This is a genomic window from Geofilum rhodophaeum, from assembly GCF_002210225.1.
Lineage (GTDB): Bacteria > Bacteroidota > Bacteroidia > Bacteroidales > Marinilabiliaceae > Geofilum > Geofilum rhodophaeum.
Genome location: NZ_MWUJ01000007.1, coordinates 41,328 through 60,886, shown reverse-complemented (window position 1 = coordinate 60,886; position 19,559 = coordinate 41,328). Strand labels below are relative to the sequence as shown.

Sequence of the window (19,559 nt, the reverse complement as noted above, 5' to 3'; positions counted from 1 at the left end):
GTAATTGTTAAAAAGGTTGTAGCGTGGTTTACTAAAGTTTTAGTATTTTAGACACAAATTAAGTGTGGTATGAAGAGAATTTGGGGACCGGCACTGCGCATTGCTTTGGTGTATTTGCTTCTTGGGGTGGCATGGATCTGGCTGTCGGACCGTATTCAACCCGGGTGGGCCCATACGCCCGAAGGGATGCTTTGGTTCCAGACACTGAAAGGGGTTACATACGTCGCCATAACCGCCCTGCTCTTGTATGTGTTGATATACCGACAGATGAATAAGCAGGATTTGCTTATTCGCTTGTTGCGCAAGCGCAATCGTTTGTTGCAATTTGCACTGGTTAAGTTTGGGGGACTCCGGGTTTTGTTGGTGGATGCTGAAAATCAGGTGATACAAGGATTTGGACAGGGGGCACTTTGGGGAGGCAAGTCTATGGCACGCTTGAGTGGGACTTCGCTGTTGGAGTGGACCGGCGAAGGTCCCCTGAAAGAGGAGTTGGTAGCCAGTCTTACCCGGGCGCGAGACAAGCGCAGTCCCGTAAGTCACAAGCTGCAACTCGACGGCAAGTACTACCGCATTAAAATTTTCCCGATGGAAAGCGGGTCGGGCGATGGCGTTTTGTTGCTTTTGGTGGAGGACCTTACCCGCCTGGTCAGCGACAAAAAGCAGCGTCTTCACCTGGAGCGCAGCCTGGAAGCGCAGCGTTCAAAAATTGAGGATGCCCAATCGACCCTGCGCAGCAGCCGTTTGATGTTTCGGGAGCTGCTGGAGACGGTGAGCGATGGCGTGATCGTTTGGCAACCCGGAGCCGATGGAAGGGCGGACCTAATTGAGCACATCAATGCCGCTGCCCTGGCCATGCTTGATTTGCGAAGCAGTGAGCTCCATCCGGAAACACTCTGGGCCGCTTTAGACGTGGAAGATCAAAAAGATTTGGAGCGCTTTGTCAACAACGATTACCGGGTGAACCCCGAATGCAGTCTTTCAGCCCGCGTAAAGGTCCTGGCCGCTAAGGGGACCTTAATTTTGAAGGCACGTTACGTTAATAACGGTTGGCGGCCCTACATCTTCACCATTTTGCGGATGCAGCAGAATGAGGCAGAAGTGCAGGTGCGCAAAAACTATGAAGAAATGCTGTTTCAACAGCAGAACATGGTGGACCAGAGCAATCGCTTAAAAACCCTCTTTTTATCTAATCTGTCGCACGAAGTACGTACGCCCATGAACGGCATTCTGGGTTTTGTGGAGTTGTTGGAGCAAGATGAGGTGAGCGAAGCCCAGCGGGATTATCTGATCATGATCCGTCGCAGCAGCGACAATCTGCTGAAGATCTTGAATGCCCTGGTTGAAGTGGCGCGACTGGAAAACGGACAGGTGATTGTAGAGAAGGATTGGATGGAGCCTGGGGAACTGATGGCCGATCTGGAGGTTTATTTGCAACAAAAATTGAAGGAATGTTCAAAAGACCGCATAGCAGTAAGTGTGCGCTTTGATGCCGCAGAGGTGCCGGGTAAGGTGTATGTCGATCGCGACAAGTTGGAGAACACCCTGCATTTGATTCTGGACAATGCGGTGAAATTTACCCAGGAAGGAAAAATAGAATTGGGCCTGGCTTACGAGAAGGAAGGGGATCAGCTGCTCTTTTGGGTCAGCGATACCGGCATAGGTATTAAAAAACTGAGTAAGTACCAGCTGTTTCAGCCCTTCATGACCTTCAACGATGCCGAAAAGGTTTTGTATGGGGGACTTGGTCTGGGCTTGAGCATAGTTAAAGGAACGATGGATGCCATGGGGGGAGACGTAGATGTGGATTCAGAACCGGGTAAGGGCAGTCGTTTTTTGCTTACGCTGCCGCTGAATATGCGCGATGAGGGCAAGCCGGATGCAGAGGAGCGCCTGCGCAAGGTGCTGGTGGTACAGTATGGGCCCGATGCCTTAAAAGAGGTACGTGAACAGTTGCGCCGGCACAATACCAAAATTTACTATGCCCACGATGGGGCAGCCGCCATAGATATTCTTTTCGAAAATCGCGACATTGATCTGGTGATTACCGATGTACGCCTGTCCGACATGGACGCCTATGAGTTGATTAAGGCCCTCAAGCGAATCAAACCAACGGTCGCCGTGCTGGCTCAGACCCCCTACTTTGTCGGTGAAGAGAAACTCCGCTGCATGAATGCCGGTTTCATCGACTACTTGGTAAAGCCCCTCGATTATTTGGGGGTGGTGCGCCTCTTGAACCGACTCTCCTAAATGCGGGGTTTGCGCAGCAGTACAAGGACTAAAAAGAGCAGACTCATCAGCCAAATAACCAGGGTGTTGAAGCTGTGAGTATTCAGGGTCCAGCTGCCCACTCGTTTGGCCGGAGCGTAGAGATGGGCGCGTCCCCAGCGGTGCTCCGGAATATGGTACACAGGTGCCATTTTGCGGATAAATTTCTGGTCGGCCACGCGAACCTTTTCCACATTGGTTTCGTCGACCACTACCTGCTGCAGCTTTTGGTTGGTGCTTTCCTGTAAAAGGCGGTACTTGTCGTAGCCCATCGCCTCAATCAAACTGTCCTTGTACATTTGATGGCGGTTGTTCTCCTTCAGCAGTTCCTGACGGCGCTCGCCCAGAAAGTTGCTGAAATCCTCTCCCTTGATGACTCCGCCGGCGTACAGTGCGCCATAGCTTGTGTCGTTGAGCGCTTCAATTTGCCGTATGCCGTCTCTTATCAAGTCAAAGTCCGCCGAATCGGTACTGAGTACCCGGGTGGTGCTCCAGCTTTGGCCAAAAAAGTGCTTTTCCATTTCAGGAATCAGGAAGTTACGGGTATAACCACTTTCATTGATGCCTTTTTCGGTCCGGTACAACTCCCGGGTATAGGCGCTTTCGAGGTAGAGACTCACCGATACACCTTCGTACACCCAGCGCGACAACATCGGCTCACTGATGAGCGGAACGTATTTGTCGGAGGCAAAAATGGGGTTGATTTTGTTGAAGTCAATAACTGCTCCTGAAAACAGAATTTGGGGGATCAGCACAAAGGGAATGGCCAAATATACCGAGGCCATGGTCTTGAAAATCGACGAAAGGACCAGGCCCATTACCGAAGCGGCTACGGTGGTGGACCACAGCAGCACCCAGGCCTGGGTGTTGCCGCTGGGGACTTCCAGAATCCATTTGCTTACCCATACGTAGGTCAACATTTGCAGGGCCGAGAGTACAATCAGATAGCTCAGTTTGGAAAAGACGAAGGAGCCGTAACTGAGTTCCAAAAACGATTCCCGGTTCAGCGTTTTTCGATCCTTGATGATCTCTCCCGATCCGCTCATAATGCCCACAAACATGGCCACAATTACGCTCATAAAGATAAAGGGAGGTATGTTGTCGTTGAGGTGATAGCTGTAGCTTTCATTAAAGGGGGCAATGTAGCGCGAGAAAACACTCAGCAGCAAGGCCAGCACCGGAGGCAGGAGCAGGGCCAGCAACAGTTCGGAGTAGTTGGAAAACTTGGTCAGCAGGTTGCGTTGCAGATACAGTACAAACTGCCGCAGACGGCCCGGGGTCTGCACCGGCTGGGGTTGTAGTTTTTCGATGGGGCGGGCTTCCTTGGGGGGACTTTGTTCCAGGTGTCGCAAAAAGCGACGGTGCCAGCGTTCGGGACTAAATATTCTTCGTGTTTCCTTGCGTTCCTGGGTCGCAATGTTGCGACTCTCAATAAGGTGAAAAATATCGTCGGGATTCAGGTTGCCACAGGTCTGACATTCGTTTTCGCCTGCATCAGCCAGTCTCAGGGCCTTTTTGAGGTAGGAGGGCACCTGCATGGCCGGGCCATAATAAACGGCGTATCCGCCCTTGTCGATGAACAGCAGCTTGTCGAACATCTTGTAGATGTCGCTCGAAGGCTGGTGGATGTTCATAATGACCAGACGCCCCGAGGCTGCCGTCTTTTTCAGAATCTTCATGATGTTCTCCGAGTCGCTGGACGATAAACCGGAGGTGGGTTCGTCCAGAAACAAGATGCCCGGATTACGAATCAACTCAATGGCGATGTTCAGGCGCTTACGCTGGCCCCCGCTGATGACTTTGTCGAGTGGATTGCCCACCTTAAGCCGACGGATTTTGGTCAGGTTGAGTTCTTCCATGACCTCATTGACCAGCTGTTCCCGTTGGGGGCGATCGAGGTCCTTGTGGGCCAGACTTGCAATAAAGTACAGGTTTTGGAAGGCGGTGAGCTCTTCGATCAGCGCATCGTCCTGCGGCACATAGCCAATGTGTCCCTTTACAATATCGGGATGGTCAAAGACTTCTGTGTTGTTGACGCGAATGCTCCCGCTGTAGGGTTTCCGGGCCCCGATCAGCAGGTTCATCAGGGTGGTTTTCCCTGAGCCACTTCCGCCCATTATGGCCACAATTTCGCCCGAACTGCAGCTGAAACTCATGGGCTGGATACCATAAACCCCATTGGGAAAGCGAAAGCTGATGTTCTCGGCTTCCAGGACCAGCGGCTGTAATTGCTCTGCAGGGGTAAGGGCACGGGCCACATCGTTGTAGTAAAAGTGCTGATTTTCACCGGCGTGAATAACGGTGCCCGGTTCCAGGATATAGGTCCTGCGTTTGTACAGCTTGCGGTCGTTGATTTCGAAGTAGGCCTGACCGCTGACTTTCAAAAGAATGGTGTCGAGCGAAACAATGCGGATAAAAATCAATTGTCCCTCCAGGTTTTCTTTGCAGTCCACCTTTACCCCCTCTATTTGCAGGTCGCTGTTGTCGCTGATCAAATACAGGGGATTGTGAGCACTTACCTTTTGGTAGTTTTCGGTGCTGAAAGCCATGGCGTCCTCAAAATCGTCTCGCGGAATTTCCAGTTTTTCGGCAATGCTGTGTATCAGTCTGGACGATTCTCCGGCAAGGTAAAAGGAGGTGCGACCCGACATGTAGGGTATGTACTCGATGAGGTAGATGAGGGCCAACATGCGGTGGTCGGGCAGGACTTCACGGCTGAGTATGTAGCAGTTGGCATCGATTTCGGCCTCAAAAAAGCGCTCGAACTCCTCTGCGCCATGGTTGTTCTTATAATCGAGATAGTCCTTAATTTTCTGACGGAAATAATCCATAAAACGCTCCGTCGTTTTTTCGGTGAACAAGGACGACAGATACACCTCCAGAATGTTGGTGATCAGGGTGTAGCCCTTGCCCGGCTTAAAAACCGCCACCAGGGCAAATAACGAAACAACGGAGGCCAGTGCTTTTTCCTTCATTACTTAAACTTTTTGCGCGTAAAATTATTTTTCGCGGTTGAGGTAAAGGTTGAGCTTGTGCAGCAAGGCTTCTCTTTTAATGGGTTTGGACAGGTAATCGTCGCAACCAGCTGCCAGGGCTTTATCCTTATCGCCCGACAAGGCATAGGCTGTTTGGGCAATGACGGGTAGGTCGGGGCGCAGTTTTTTAATTTCCGCAGTGGCTTCGTAACCACTCATGACGGGCATTTTTACATCCATCAAAACCACCGATATTTCCGGATGCTTTTGTACCATATCGATGGCTTCCTGACCGTTGGAGGCATACAGGGTTGTGATGTCCTGGTCGTCCAGCATTTCCTGAATAATGATTTGATTCACCGGCACATCGTCGGCCACCAACAGGGTGGCCTTGGATGTCAGTTCGATATTGTCTTTTACCAGTGGTACATTTGTCTCCGCGGTGGCCGGCTCGTAGGGCAGCCGAAAACGGATGGTGGTTCCCTCGTTGGGTTCCGATTCCATATCAAATGTGCCACCCAGCAGCTTCAAATACGATTGGGTGAGCGCCAGTCCCAGTCCCATTCCGTCTTTTAGTCCCGTAATGCTGTTGCTGCCCTGATGAAATTTTTCGAACAACAGCGCTCTTTTTTCTGCCGGAAAACCCACACCGCTGTCCTCCACAAAAAACTCCAATTGATTGTTTTTTAGGCGACAGCCAAATTGAATGAGGCCCTTTCGTGTAAACTTATAAGCATTGCTGAGGAGGTTGAAGAGGATTTGTACCACCTTGGTCTGGTCGAGCAGCACTTCGTCGCTGTTTCTTGGAATTTGGGAATTCACCCTCAATGTGATGTCCGGTTTGGCGGTGGTTACCTGAATCTGGTTGTACACGTCGTTCAGCAACTGGTTGATGCCCACCTGGTTCTTCTGCACCTTGGCTTGACCCGATTCGAGCAGGGCCATGTTGATGATGTTGTCCATCAGACTCAGCAACTGGTTGCTGCTTTTGATGATGGTGCGTGAGTACAACGCCCGCTTGTCGTCGGGCAGGGCCTCGTCGGTCATAAATTCGGAGAAACCCACGATGGCATTGAGCGGGGTGCGTACCTCGTGCGAGAGGTTGTTGAGGAAGGCGGTTTTCAGGCGGTCGCTATCCTCCGCCTTTTCCTTGGCCGCCACCAGTTCGAGCTGCAATTGCTTATCCTGGGTGATGTCTTCGCTCACCACCACGTAATTGGTGATGGTGCCCTGCTTGTCGCGCAAGGCGCTGATGCTGTAGCTTTGCCAGTAGGGGGCGCCGCTTTTGTTGCTGTTTTGGTATTCGCTCCGCCAGATTGCTCCGGCGCGCAAGGCCGCCCACATTTTTGAAAACTCCGGTTCGGGGGTATGGTTTGGCCGCAGCACCCGAAGAACATGCCCCTCCAGCTCGTCGAGGGTGTAGCCGGACGTTTCCATAAAACGGGTATTGGCAAATTCGATGCGACCTTCGGTGTCGGTTATTATTACGGAAACGGGACTGTGTTGGGTGGCGTGGGAGAGTCGTGCCAGCTGATCATCGGCCTTCTTCTTTTCTATCATGCGCCACACGGTATCCATCAGTACCGACAGGTTAAGGATGTCGCGTTCGGTATAATCTTCTTTTTTGTTGGCGAGGCCCACCACTACAACCACTTCCTTATCGCTGATTACCGGCAGCGTCAGATACTTTTCAATTTCAACGTGACCTTCGGGATAGCCTTTCTTTAATGGGTGAATTTCTTTAAAGTCGTTCAGGAAAAGGCCCTTGCGTTGCCGCACCGCTTCTCCCCAAAAACCGGATTTTTCTAATTCGAAGCACCTTTGCGGGGGCAGTTTGCACTCGTCCATAACCTGACCCGACATAGCTACGGTTTCAAATTGTTCGGTTTTGTAGTTGTAGGTGTTGATGAAGCCCAGGGCGCTGTCGGTCTGCTTTATGGCCTCGTCGAGGGCAAAGTCGAGCAGTTCCTTAATCCCGGCCGTTTTCTGCTGCATCAGGTTCAGCATACTGCGCAGGCGTTCCTCGTTTTTTCCCTGCTCCCGCCGTGCTTTTTTCAGGGCGCTGATATCGGTGCAGGTAAAAAAGCCCAGGGAATTCGGGTCTTTAGGGTCGATAAGTGCGGAATATACAATGACATCAATGGGTGTCCCATCTTTGTGTTTAAGTGTGGTTTCGCACATTCCTTGGCCTCGCTCCGCAACCATCTGATTAAGGACTCTTCCAACTCGTTCATCCTCTTCCTTGGTAAAATGCAAAAGGCCTATGTCCTGCCCAATAAAATCCTCCTCCCTATAGCCAAATAGTTCACATAAGCGACTGCCTGCTTCTACAATTGTCCGTCCATTAACTACACCCATTCCTACAGGAGAGACTTCAATAAGCGCAGAGTAGCGCTTTTCAGAATGTCCCAAGCGCCGCACTGCACGGCGAACCTGCTGGCGCATGATCAAAACCACCACCCCCAAAAACAGCAGCAGGGCAGCCCCGCCGTACAGCCAGGGCCTTACCCGCTTGAACTGATAGCCGCTTTCGTAAACCTGAAACCATTTGTTGTAAAGTCGGTCGTAGGTGCCGTTGGTCTTAAGTTGAAACAGACCCATATTCAGGGTCTGAATCAGTTCTTCGTTGCCCTTGGCGCCTGCCATGGCGTAGCGGCGGGGTTCAATGGAGGAAGTGCGTACCACCACTTTGTTGAGCTTGTGCTTTTTGAGTAAGTAAGCGCCTTGGAAATTACTCATCAGCGCCGCATCGTATTGCCCCCGGTTGATGAGTTCCAGTCCCTCCAATTGATCCGTTACCGCTATTATGTGCGTTGTTAGTCCCGTTTCCAGCAGGTAGTCGTGCATCAAATCGCCATCTTGTACAATCACCTCTTTGCCGCGCAGCTCTTCCAGCGTTTTGAAATTTTTAGTTGCATGCGTGAAAATTCCGAAGGTCATTACACTGTGGGGGAGTCCGAATTCCAGCTCTTGGGCACGGGCGGGGGAAATCATCATGCCGGTAATGATGTCGATTTCCCCGGCTTTGAGTTGTTTGCGTACGGCGGCCCAGGGCTCGAGTTGTAATTCGTACTCAAAATTGAGCTCTTTGGCAATCTCCCGGAAGAGCTCCACGTTAAAGCCATCGGGTTCGCCCTCTGCGTTGATGAACTCATAGGGCGGGTAAAACTGGTCGCCTTTGACCAGAATTTTTCTTCGAATGGGCTCATATAGGAGGGAGTCGGCCGATTCCAGGGGGAGGGCCGACTGAAACAGAAGGAGCAAAAACAGACTGAAGGAGAGGACTTTCATTTGATTTTGGTTTTAAGGTTGGTTCATGCCCCGAAGGGTGAATTCGGTGCGTCGGTTCTTTTGTCGCCCCTCCGGATTGTCGCTGCCGTCGGGATGCTTGTTGGGGGCCAGGGGGCGTTCCTGGCCGTAGCCTACTGCGCTGAGTCGGCTGCGGGAGATGCCTTTGCCGGCCAAATGACGGACTACGCTGGCGGCACGCTGTTCGGACAGGCGTTTGTTGTAGGCGGGACTGCCCACATCGTCGGTGTGGGCCGCAATTTCGACTTTTACGTGGGGGTAGCGTTCCAGTATTTGAAGCAGGGTGCTGTCGAGCACCGAGCGCGCTTCGGCCGTTAGTTCGGCACGGTCAAATTCGTAGTAAATGTTGTCGATGACGATGGCTCTTTGGGGAATGGTGTTGAGGGCCACCGTGTCCATTTGAAGCACCGAGCCTTGGTCCATGTTTTTGGTAGATACCGAGAAGCTGCGCTCGAGTAGGGTGCTGTCGACTACACTGAGGCGATAGTCGGCATTGGGATCGACCCACACTTCGAAACGGCCTTCGGCATTGGTGCTGACTTCCTGCAGAAACAGGGCGGAGGCAGAGTCCTTGACCATGGCAATGGCTACGGGCTGGTTCATTATGGCTGTGCGGGTACTGTCGCCCACCATAGGTCGGTCGGGCCTGTGGTCGAGCAGCTGCTCCTCCAAGCGGTCCTCGCGCATCAGTTGACCGGTCAACAGGACTCGGGGCGCTTGTTTTTCCCTAAAGGCAAAGAGGTGGTCGGCCGGTACGGGTGCTTCTTGCTGTTGGAGACCGGGTCGGTTGCTGACGAGCAGACCAAATTGGCCCGAAAAGTTTTTGATGTAGTCGAAATCGTCGAAGGACGAGTTGATGGGCACACCGGCGTTGACCGCGGGTTCCCAGGTAACCATGTTGCCCGAGGCATAAAAGACATCCATGCCCCCGTAGCCCGGCCAGCCGTTGGAGCTGAAGTAGAGGCGGTGGGAGGGCAGGTCGAAGAAGGGCGTGATTTCATCGCCGGCGGTGTTGATGAAGACGCCGGCATTCTCTCCCTTGCGGTAGCTGTTGTTGCGCTTGTTGTACACGGTAAACCAGATGTCCATACCTCCGGCCCCGCCGGGCCGGTCGGACACAAAATAAAGGACTTCCATGGAGGAGTCGAAGAGGGTACCTACTGCGGGTTGGGCCGAGGTGAAGCGGGGATGGTTCACTTCCGGGCCCAGGGCGACGGGTGCACTCCATTCGCCGTTTTGCAGGTGCGACACGTAGATTTGGCAGATTCGCCGTCCCCGATGGTCGATGAAGCAGCGGGTGGCGTAAAACCGTTCTTTGTCGATGGAGAATACGCCGCGACCGGTATCGAATTCGGGGGTGTTGACAAAAGGCGTTTCGGGACTCAATTGGCCCACCCAGCTGCTGTCGGCCTGCTGTTCGGCTCTGTAAAACTGCCGCGTGCTTTGGTAAGCTTCGGTCAGGTCGGTCTCCCCGGGGGCATTGGGACGGATGCTGCCATAAACAAAGGCTCCGTCGCTCAGTAAAACCGGTCCGTACACCATATTGCTGTGGTTGATACTCGCGGGCAGGGGATTTACTGCTGTGGTGACTACTGTGTCGCGCGCAGCAAGGCCCATGTGACAGCCGGCTATTTCGTTTTCCATGCGGCTGCGGTTGAGACTGCGATCGCCGATGCGGCGGTGGCGCAGGCGCAGTACTTCGAAGTGCTCCAGGGCTTCTTCGTAGCGCCCGAATATTTTTTGGGTGGCGGCCAGGTAGAACTGGGCCTCCAGGTTTTGACGGGGATTGCTCTGGTAGAGTTGCTCAAAAAGCTGCAGGGCTTTTTGGTACTGCCGGTTTTTCAGGTAAAGCTTTCCCAGTTGCAGGCCTATACTTTGCTCGTCGGGTTGTCGTCTGTACCATTCCTCAAAATACTGTTGGGCCTGCCAGTTGTCGCTGACGCGCAGCGCACTTTCGGCATAGCCCTTCACCTGCCAGTCCTTAAGCACCGAAAGCGAATCGGCCTCTTGGGCGGCGGCACTCAGGGTGCAGCACAGCAGCAGTATGGTCAGTATCTTTCCCATTGTATGTTTCTTTGCGTGATTGGCGTGCCGGGCAGTACCCAGCTGAGACTCATTTCAATGCCTAAGGCGGAGATGCTGTTGTGGCGCGAACGTGAGATGTCGGTGTCGTAGGCCACCAAGAAAGTCCAGTATTGCCAGCTGCCCCCCAGCGAGAAGATGAGGGAACGGGCATCGCTGAAATCGGCCTGACGGATATGCAGTCCCGCCAGGAGACTGTTGTGCCGGTTGAGCCAGGGTTCGAGCTGGTAGCCGAGGTTGGCGCCTAGGAGCGACAGGCGTGCTTCCCCGGTCTTCAGCAGAAAAGCAGCAGGGATGGCAAACAGACGGTGGCCCAGGTCGATGTCGGCCTTGGCATGCCAAATGTGCTTCATGGGCAAACGGTAGCTTTCTCCAAAGAGCGTTTCGTCGGGACGGTTGATTTGCTGCAGGGAGTAACCGGCCAGCAGCAGTCCACGCTTCATTTGGTAGCCGTAAACCAAGCCCAGTCCCGCATCCAGCCAAAAGCTCCGGTTGTTGTCGAGCTGCTCGCCCGTGGGCAATCCCGGGTCGAAGCCGCCCGTGCCCCGGTTGTACTGGTCGGGAAAGCTGGTGTCGCTCCAGTTTATTTGGCGGTAAACGGCGGCCACTTGCAAACCGGCGTGCAAATGGGATTTTTCGCCAATGCGCAGTCCGTGCCCCCCGGAAAGGTTAAGCCGGTCGGCCGGAAAGGTGCTCCCTGCGGAATTGTCGCGACTGTAATACAGGCCGGCATCAATGCGCTCTTCCTTATAATAAAAGGGCTTTTCGAAACTGAGGTAGGCAGTACGGTAGTCGTTGCCCAATTGGTGGCCTTGTTGTCGAAAGAGGCCCACCGCCCGCATGTCGCCGTTGTAGCGTCCGGTGTTGGCCGGATTCAGCGTTAAATGCGCACTGTAAGCCTGCGAAAAATGCAAGCCCTGAGCACGAAGCACGCAACCCCAGCCTTGAAGCAACAGTATAAGGAGGATATATCGGTAAAAGCTTTTTTGCATAAGTGGCATTTTGTTCCGACTCAAAGTAGCGCTTTTATTTTTATTGTGCAATTGCTTTCTTATATTGCATATCGCTTGTTCAAGCCTTATTATACCAAGCTTCCTGTAAAAGGTTTCCGATTATCCGGTCCTTTTTGGTGGGACTTGAAAACTATTTGAGGAAGCTGTATTTAACCAAAGATGTCTATGTTAATTCGGATGCGTTTGTTGATGATATTGGGGTTGTGGAGCGTTGTGGCATGGGCCACAGCGCAGTTGCAGGCCGACTTTTCTGCTTCTCCCACCACGGGCTGTGCTCCCTTACAGGTGAGTTTTAGTAATTTGTCGCCTACGGGCAGTGGCTATAGTTACGAGTGGGATTTTGGCAATGGTTCGGTTTCTACTGCCGTAAACCCCAATGCCGTATATGTGAACCCCGGCACTTATACGGTTACCCTCAGGGTGCAGTATGAGGGGGAGACCGTCAGCACCACCAAGGAAAATTTTATTGTGGTGGGGGCCTTGCCGGAGGTGGCTTTTGAACTGCTCAGCGATACGATTGGTTGTGGACCCTATACGGTTAATTTCAATAATTTGAGCAGTGATCCGCAAGCTTCGGAACTGACCTACTCCTGGAGCTTTGGCGATGGGAACGGCTCCAGCCTTGAAAATCCCGAACATACTTATGGTCCGGCCGGCGACTTTGATGTGACGCTGGTGGCGGAAAATGCCCTGGGCTGCCGGTCTTCCGCTACGGAGCCGGCACTGGTGCATGTGTTGCGACCACACGCCATTCTTGGGGTGGATCCGGCCACTTCATGCAGTGGAGAACTGGAGGCGCAATTTACCAACAATTCTCTGGCGCGCAGTGGCTTCACTTCCTTGTGGGAGTTTGGCGACGGGACTACTTCCACGGAGCATGCGCCTTTGCACCATTACACTGCGGAGGGCAATTACTCGGTGGCTTTAACGGTGACCGACGATATCGGCTGCAGCTCAACGGTCCGTCGTGAAAACCTGATTTCGGTGGTGGAGACCAAAGCCGATTTCACCATGTCGGCCACCACCATTTGTCCCCGCCAGAGTGTCCGCTTTACCAATACCAGTGCGCATGCCGATAATTTTCTGTGGCGCTTTGGCGACGGCAGCACCAGTCGCTCCGCTTCCATCCAAAAGTCTTACCTGGAACCCGGTACCTATGAGGTGTGGCTGATTGCCGACAATGGGGTGTGTGCCGACAGTACCATGCAAACGCTGGTGGTAGAAAGGGTAGAGGCGGATTTTACGGTGTCGGACGAGTTTGTCTGCCAGCTCCCCGCGACCCTGCGCTACACCGATGCCTCGCACAATGCCGCCAGCTACGACTGGCGTTTTGGGAGTGGTGGGCGGTCAAGCGCTGAAAACCCAAGCGTAACCCTGCCCGAAGAATTGCAGTTGCAAAATGGGCGCGCCACTTTTTCCGATACCCTCATTGTTACCAGTCCCCATGGCTGTACTTCCACGGTGGTAAAAAAGAACCTGGTGGAGGTGGTTTTGCCTCAGGTGGCGATGACCCCGGCCGGCAGCGATCCGGCCCTGGCCGGCTGTGTGCCTATGTCGCTCAGCTTCAGCGATCGGACCACTTACGCAACCGATAAGGATGAGGTGGTGGCGATGGCCTGGCGGGTAGGCAGTGGCGCCTGGCAAAGCGGCAGTTCTTTGGACGTGTCGCTTGCCGAAGCCGGGAAAGTGCCGGTGCAGTTGCGGGTAACAACCGAAAAGGGCTGCGTACGCACCCAAACAGAACAAATCAACGCCGGAGCGCACTTGACCGTCGATTTTAATCGCTTGGGCTCCTACGAGCGCTGTGCTTCGGAAACCGTGGTGTTTGAAATCACTTCGCCGCCGGCAGCCCAGCGCACCCGCGAGATATGGGACTTCGGCGACGACGCCGAAGTCACCCTGCCCGTGCCCTTTCACGATTATGAAAAAACGGGACAGATGGATGTCTCGCTTACCATTTACAACAACGGTTGCCCATCCACCATCACGAAAAGTAAGGTAGTCAACATTCTGGGTCCCTATGCCACCATGGAGGTGCAGCGGAATTGTGCCGATCCCCTGAATTATGCTTTCAGCGCAGAGGTCTTGGATGCGACTTCTTATCAATGGGATTTTGGCGACGGTTCGTCTCTGGTTACGCACACGCTTAATCCGCAACACCGCTATGCCGAATCGGGCAATTATGTGGTGACTTTTACGGCTTTTAATGCGGAGAGCGGCTGTGATTATGTGGTGACCCGCGAGGTGTATGTGCGGCAGCTCAAAGCCGACTTTGAGTTGAGTTCCGGCAGACCCTGTCTGGGTACCACCCTTACCCTCGACCCTTCGGCATCCATCGATCATTCGCCCTTTTCTTTCAACAACCAAACGGTGCGCTACGTGTGGCTGTTGCCCAAGGAAGATAAGGTGCTGACCAGTATGGAGGCCCTGGACTATGCTTTCACAAAAAAGGGCAGTCACCATGTGTCGCTGGTGGTACAGGATGCCAACGGCTGCAGAGATACTTTGACGCAAGAGCTTTTTATTTACCAGCCGGCACCCAATTTTGAAGTGGATTACCAAACAGGCTGTATGCCCGTCACTTTTGGTTTTACCGATCTGAGTGTTTCCGAGTCGCCCCTGGTGTCGTGGAACTGGACCTTTGGTGATGGAGCAAGCTCCACAGAGCAGCATCCAACACACGATTATACCCAATTTGGCAGTTTTAATGTGAGTCTTGAAGTGACCGATGAAGTGGGTTGTGTGCATCGGGTGACCAACAACCAGGCGGTTCGGGCCATATCGCCCAGTGCGGCCTTTGGTGCCGAGGATCAAGAGCTTTGCGTGGGCGACACCATTGCCTTTTTCGACACCTCCAACAGCGAGATAGTTGCCTGGCGCTGGGAGTTGAGTGATGGACGGGTCTTTACCGAAGCCCGGCCTGAGGTGCTTTTCTCCACCCCCGGAAGGTACTCCCTTAATCTCCATATTGAGGATGTTCACGGTTGTGAAATGACACATTTCGAGGAGGACTTTTTTGATGTTCAGGAACCGCCTGTGGCCGACTTTGAGGCCGATGTGTTGGCGGCCAACTGCTACCCCTTGTCGGTGCAGTTCAGCGACCTGTCCCAAACGCCTTACCCCGGCAGCTGGTCGTGGCACTTTGGAGAGGGCGACAACCTGTCCGAAGAGCAGCATCCTTTCTTTATCTATAATCGTCCCGGTAAGCACACGGTCTCACTGATCAGCAGGACCACCTACGGTTGTGCCGATACCATTGTTAAGCCGGCTTATATTGAGGTGGGCGGACCCTATGCCGAAATGGTGGTGGATGAGGTGGTTTGTCGCAATGCTGAGGTCCGGTTTTCGATGGCAGATGCCCGCAATGTGTACGATATGCAATGGGATTTTGGGGACGGTTACTCGGCCACCGGGGACGAAGTGTCTCACCTTTACTCGGCACCTGGAACGGTTAACCCTGTGTTGTATTTGCGCAGCGATGCCGACAATACCTGCAACAAAGCCATAGTAGATACCCTTGAGGTGTGGGATCTGAGGGCCCGCTTTGCTTTCGCCGACAACAGTGAGGCGGGGTGTGTGCCCCATACGGCCCTTTTGCAGAATCAGAGCCTGAATGCCACACATTACCTATGGGGATTTGGTGCCGGGCAGCAAAGCACAACAGCCGATATGGAAATGTATTATTCCGAAGCCGGCTTATATCCTCTGGAACTGATCGCCTATTACGAGCCACTGGGTTGCAGCGATACCCTGAGGCATGTCGGTGTGGAAGTATTTCCCTTGCCGGTTATTACCACATCGGCCGACACGCTTATATGTTATGGTACCACTGCTCAGCTTTGGGCTGAAGGAGGGGAGGCTTATCGATGGTCGCCCAATGATTTTGTTTTTAATGCCGGCCAGGCAGCAACCCTTGCTGCACCGGACGAAAATACGCTGTACCAGGTGGAAGTAACCGATCACAATGGCTGTGTGGACAAAGACAGTGTAGCCGTTCTTGTTCAGCAATATCCGGTGGTTTACCCCAGAGATACCACCCTTATTATTGGGGAGACGGTCGCCTTGGATGTAAGTGATGAAGGTATAGCATCTTACAGATGGTCGCCAGATTTGTACATCGAAGAGGGTGCCACCACTCCCAATCCTGTGTTTAAGGCTACAGAGACCACGGCCTATGAAGTGGCCGTGCAAGACACCAGCGCTTGTTTTAATCTGAGCTATCCCTTTGTCTTAACGGTCGAAAAAAAGTATTCGGTGGCCGTGCCCGATGCTTTTACACCCAACGGGGACGGCATCAACGACAGAATTTTTGTACAAGGGTGGGGCCTGCGCGACCTGGTGGTGTTCCGGATTTACAATCGTTTTGGACAGGTAGTGTACGAATCCAGTCGGCTTGATGAAGGTTGGGACGGCACCTGGAAGGGGAGTCCCCAACCTGCAGAGACCTACAGTTATCAGGTGCAGGTACGTACCGAGGAAGAGGCTTTGCTGGAGAAAAATGGAACCTTAAAGTTAATACGCTAAGCGCAGGAGCTTAATCAAAATCGAGGGCGGCAATGGAGCTGCGGCTGTAAATGTCGAGCAATTCCAGAACCCGCTCTTTTTTTATGCCTCCGGATATGAAGCTGAATTCTGAAGCAAAATGACGCACATCGGTTACCAGCATCTCCCGTATGCGTCGTTCCATGTCGTAGCTCCCGCCTACATAAATCTCCTGTTCTATTTGACGTCCCAGCACCAGTTTGAGTTCCTGCTTACTGAGGTTGTCCTGTTCGCTCATTTCCACTACATAGTTGGCGTAAGATTCGCTGTTAAACAGAATGAAAGCCAGCGCTATCCGGCGTCGGGCCGGTAAATCGTAGAGGTACTTGTCTACCTTTTGCAAAAGTTCGCTGTGCAAGAGCGTATCGAGTTGGCCATTGCGGGCCAGTGCGGCACAGATGCGGGTAAAAAGCGGATCGGTTTTTTCTTCGCTGAGGTCGTCGCCATAAACCATCCACTTTAAAAAGTTGCCCTTTACAATATAACCGAACTCCACCAATGCCTGATTTACATCGTTGGTAATGTGCAGGTAATTGTCGCTGCTCAGCATTCTGTCCGGACTTAGTAGTTTTAAGTGGCTCATGGGATCACATAAAAAATCTACCGAAAATAGTGAAAATTTTATAAAACTGGTTCTTTGTTCTACTTCCTTGTTTACAGAATGGAGGTGGTTGGTTGGACTAATGATCAGGCGTTTGTCTGTGTTGACGCGGTTTATGCCGGTGGTTTGTATATGTTAATGAGTCTTAAAACCCGTCGTTGGTCTTCTTTTTTATTTCGTTGGTCCTTTATTTTTGTAAATTGGTCAAAACTCTGGCTGAAACATCAAAAAACGCAACTGAAACGAATTTCTTTGCGTACTAAAAGATTTAAACCACAATTCCTATGAAGAAACTTTTCCTTGGAAGCCTTCTGCTGATTCTGCTGGCCTTTGGCAGTCGCGCGCAGGAAGCGGTATCCCTGTCCAAGAATGAAATTGTTGCACTCACCGGTCCCCAGCAAGAAGGGGTGGTCAATGAACAATTGAAAAAAGGAAACGCCTTTTATCGTAAAGGTTTTCACAGTCATGCCTACCGGCATTACCGTCAGCTCTTCGAAATGACGGCCGCCTCGTCGGCTCTGAACTATCGCTTGGGGGCCAGTGCTCTTTTTGGTGGTGCTGCTGCAGAAGCGGCCACGTACCTTCAGGCGGCCGATCCTTCGGTAGCGGGTGATTATTACTTGTTGTTGGGTAAGGCCCTGGTAGCCGCCAAGCGGTTTACCGCAGCCGAGGCGGCCTACAATACCTACTATGCCAGTCTGGGTTTTCTGGGCAGAAGCAGTTTTGAAAAGGAATATCAGCGCCTCTTGCAGAATTGTAGATACGGAGCTGTTGCCGTTAAGGACTCTCTGCCTTATTTTATTGAAAACATGGGCCCGGGTATCAACAGTTATTTTGATGAGTACGCTGCCTATGAGATACATGCCGGAAATGTTTTCTATTATACCAGTCGACATCCCGAGCGCCTGCCGCAAAAACCGGTGGCCCGCTTCAGCTCCAGAGAGCGTATTTTTGTGGCCAATTATACCAACGGAGAGATTGGCGATGGTGTAGCGGTGAACCACCCAAATTCGCGCAAGCACATGGGGGTTGCAGGTGTGGATCCTGCCCGGTTGAATCTGTTTGTTTACCGGGGTAAACAGCGCAATGGTCGCCTCATCGATTACCAAATGGGGTATCGTCGCCTGCACCTGGCCAGCTATTTGCGGGGGGCGGTTAATAAAAAGTTGTACAAAGAAACTTCACTGACTGTTTCTGTTGATGGGCACGCCTGGTTTGTCAGCGATCGCAGAGGTGAGGGTGGAATGGATATTTGGTACGCACGTCGCAAAGGCGATTACAAATACCGAAAGGCTGAAAATATCGGTTCGCTCATTAACACCTCCAAAGATGAGATTGGCGCTTATGTCAGTCCCGAAGGACGCACCTTATATTTTGCCTCTAACGGCCACGAAGGCTTTGGTGGCTTTGATATATACAAGTGTGAGCGTCAGCCCGATGGCACCTGGGGAGAACCCGTCAATATGGGTTATCCGATTAATACCGCTGCCAACGAAATGTATTACATCCCCACCTCCGACTCTACCAAAGCCTTTATGGCCAGTGATCGCGATGGCGGATTGGGCGGACTGGATTTGTATGTGGTCCGTAAGGATACCCGCATTCCTTTCGAAGTTTGGGGAGAAGTCAGGGATGCCGACAACGGCAACCTTTTGCCCGCCCGCGTAAGCATGATCGATCTGGAAGCCGGTCGCGCCCTTTTCACCGTAGATGCCGACAGTCTTTCCGGAGAGTATTACCTGCCTATGGAGGACGTAGGTGCTTATGCGCTTCAGGTAAGTGTTGACGGTTATGTGGGTGTTACCGATACGCTTGAGATGCCCACTCTTAGGCACAGTAAGTTGCGTCGCGATTACAATTTGGAGCGCTTATTGCACCCCTATACCATTTGGGGAAATGTACGGGATAAGGACAGTGGTGATGCCCTGGAGGCCAGGGTGGCTTTTTGGTCGGACAGCGACTCTCTGGAGTTGGTCGGTGCCTATACCGAAGCGGCTACCGGTTATTATTCTATAACTTTGGCCGATAAAGTAAACGGGGAGTTACGCGTTAGTGCAGAAGACTACCACAGTGTAGCCCATCCGCTTACTGCTCTGGCTATGAAAGGCGATAACGGCGAATTGAACATCGATTTGGAGAGCAGTCGTCTTCAATACGTACACAGCGGAAGAGTCACTGAAGAAGGCAGCGATAAAGCTGTAGCAGCCCATATGGCAGTGTATGCCGCAGGTTCGCAAGACCCCGTTATGGTGGTGCAGGCCGACAGTGTGAGTGGTCGTTTCAGTATGGCTCTGGATCATACCGGTCCCTTTTTGCTGGAGCTGAATGCAGAGGGTTATTTCTTTTTGAACCGTCCCCTGAGTTTCGATACCGACTCCACTTTGTTGGTGCGCAATTACAGCATGCAGCCCATGGAAAAAGGTGCGCGCATTGTGGTCGAAAACATCCTGTTTAACACTGGGAAAGCCACTTTGCGTACCGAGTCGTACACCGAGCTCAACAAGTTGGCACGTTTGCTCAACGAGAATCCAAGCGTACGAATAGAAGTGAGCGGACATACCGATAATGTGGGTTCGGCCGCCGTTAACAATCGCCTTTCAGGTGCCCGTGCGCAAAGCGTTAAAAGCTATCTGGAAATGCAAGGTGTTGCTGCAGACCGTATGGAGTCGGCCGGCTACGGTTTTGATAGGCCCATAGCCCCCAACGATACTGAAGAAGGTCGTGCGGCCAACCGCCGGGTAGAGATTGAAGTGATTGACTAAGACCAAAAAC

Annotated in this window: 8 protein-coding genes; 3 read left to right on the top strand and 5 right to left on the bottom strand. The window is 52.5% G+C overall.

What is annotated here, in order from left to right:
• Positions 1 to 69 precede the first annotated feature (69 nt).
• Positions 70 to 2,247: an ATP-binding protein gene (locus B4W65_RS08360; RefSeq protein ID WP_088654693.1), complete on the top strand. Its 2,178-nt coding sequence runs from the start codon at positions 70 to 72 to the stop codon at positions 2,245 to 2,247.
• On the opposite strand, the gene B4W65_RS08355 is transcribed toward B4W65_RS08360, so the two are convergent.
• From B4W65_RS08355 to B4W65_RS08340, 4 genes are read right to left on the bottom strand one after another with little or no spacing between them, the layout of a single operon-like run.
• Positions 2,244 to 5,240 carry an ATP-binding cassette domain-containing protein gene (locus B4W65_RS08355; protein WP_088654692.1) on the bottom strand — a complete coding sequence of 999 codons (2,997 nt, stop codon included), beginning with the start codon at positions 5,238 to 5,240 and terminating at the stop codon, positions 2,244 to 2,246. The two genes, B4W65_RS08360 and B4W65_RS08355, sit on opposite strands and share 4 nt — an antisense overlap.
• 24 nt (positions 5,241 to 5,264) lie before the next feature.
• Positions 5,265 to 8,531 (bottom strand): PAS domain S-box protein, encoded by a 3,267-nt coding sequence (locus tag B4W65_RS08350; protein WP_088654691.1) that lies wholly within the window; start codon positions 8,529 to 8,531, stop codon positions 5,265 to 5,267.
• A 12-nt stretch (positions 8,532 to 8,543) separates the two neighbouring features.
• Positions 8,544 to 10,613, bottom strand: coding sequence for an OmpA family protein (locus tag B4W65_RS08345; protein ID WP_088654690.1), 2,070 nt, complete (start codon positions 10,611 to 10,613; stop codon positions 8,544 to 8,546).
• Complete coding sequence (locus tag B4W65_RS08340; protein ID WP_158522806.1) at positions 10,598 to 11,623, bottom strand: PorP/SprF family type IX secretion system membrane protein; 1,026 nt, start codon at positions 11,621 to 11,623, stop codon at positions 10,598 to 10,600. The genes B4W65_RS08345 and B4W65_RS08340 overlap by 16 nt, the downstream gene beginning before the upstream one ends.
• A gap of 186 nt (positions 11,624 to 11,809) precedes the next feature.
• Between B4W65_RS08340 and B4W65_RS08335 the strand changes: the two genes are divergently transcribed.
• Positions 11,810 to 16,168, top strand: coding sequence for a PKD domain-containing protein (locus tag B4W65_RS08335; RefSeq protein ID WP_158522805.1), 4,359 nt, complete (start codon positions 11,810 to 11,812; stop codon positions 16,166 to 16,168).
• 10 nt (positions 16,169 to 16,178) lie between these two features.
• On the opposite strand, the gene B4W65_RS08330 is transcribed toward B4W65_RS08335, so the two are convergent.
• Complete coding sequence (locus B4W65_RS08330; RefSeq protein ID WP_088654687.1) at positions 16,179 to 16,736, bottom strand: hypothetical protein; 558 nt, start codon at positions 16,734 to 16,736, stop codon at positions 16,179 to 16,181.
• A 335-nt stretch (positions 16,737 to 17,071) separates the two neighbouring features.
• Between B4W65_RS08330 and B4W65_RS08325 the strand changes: the two genes are divergently transcribed.
• Positions 17,072 to 19,549 (top strand): OmpA family protein, encoded by a 2,478-nt coding sequence (locus B4W65_RS08325; RefSeq protein WP_088654686.1) that lies wholly within the window; start codon positions 17,072 to 17,074, stop codon positions 19,547 to 19,549.
• The last annotated feature ends 10 nt before the right edge of the window (positions 19,550 to 19,559 follow it).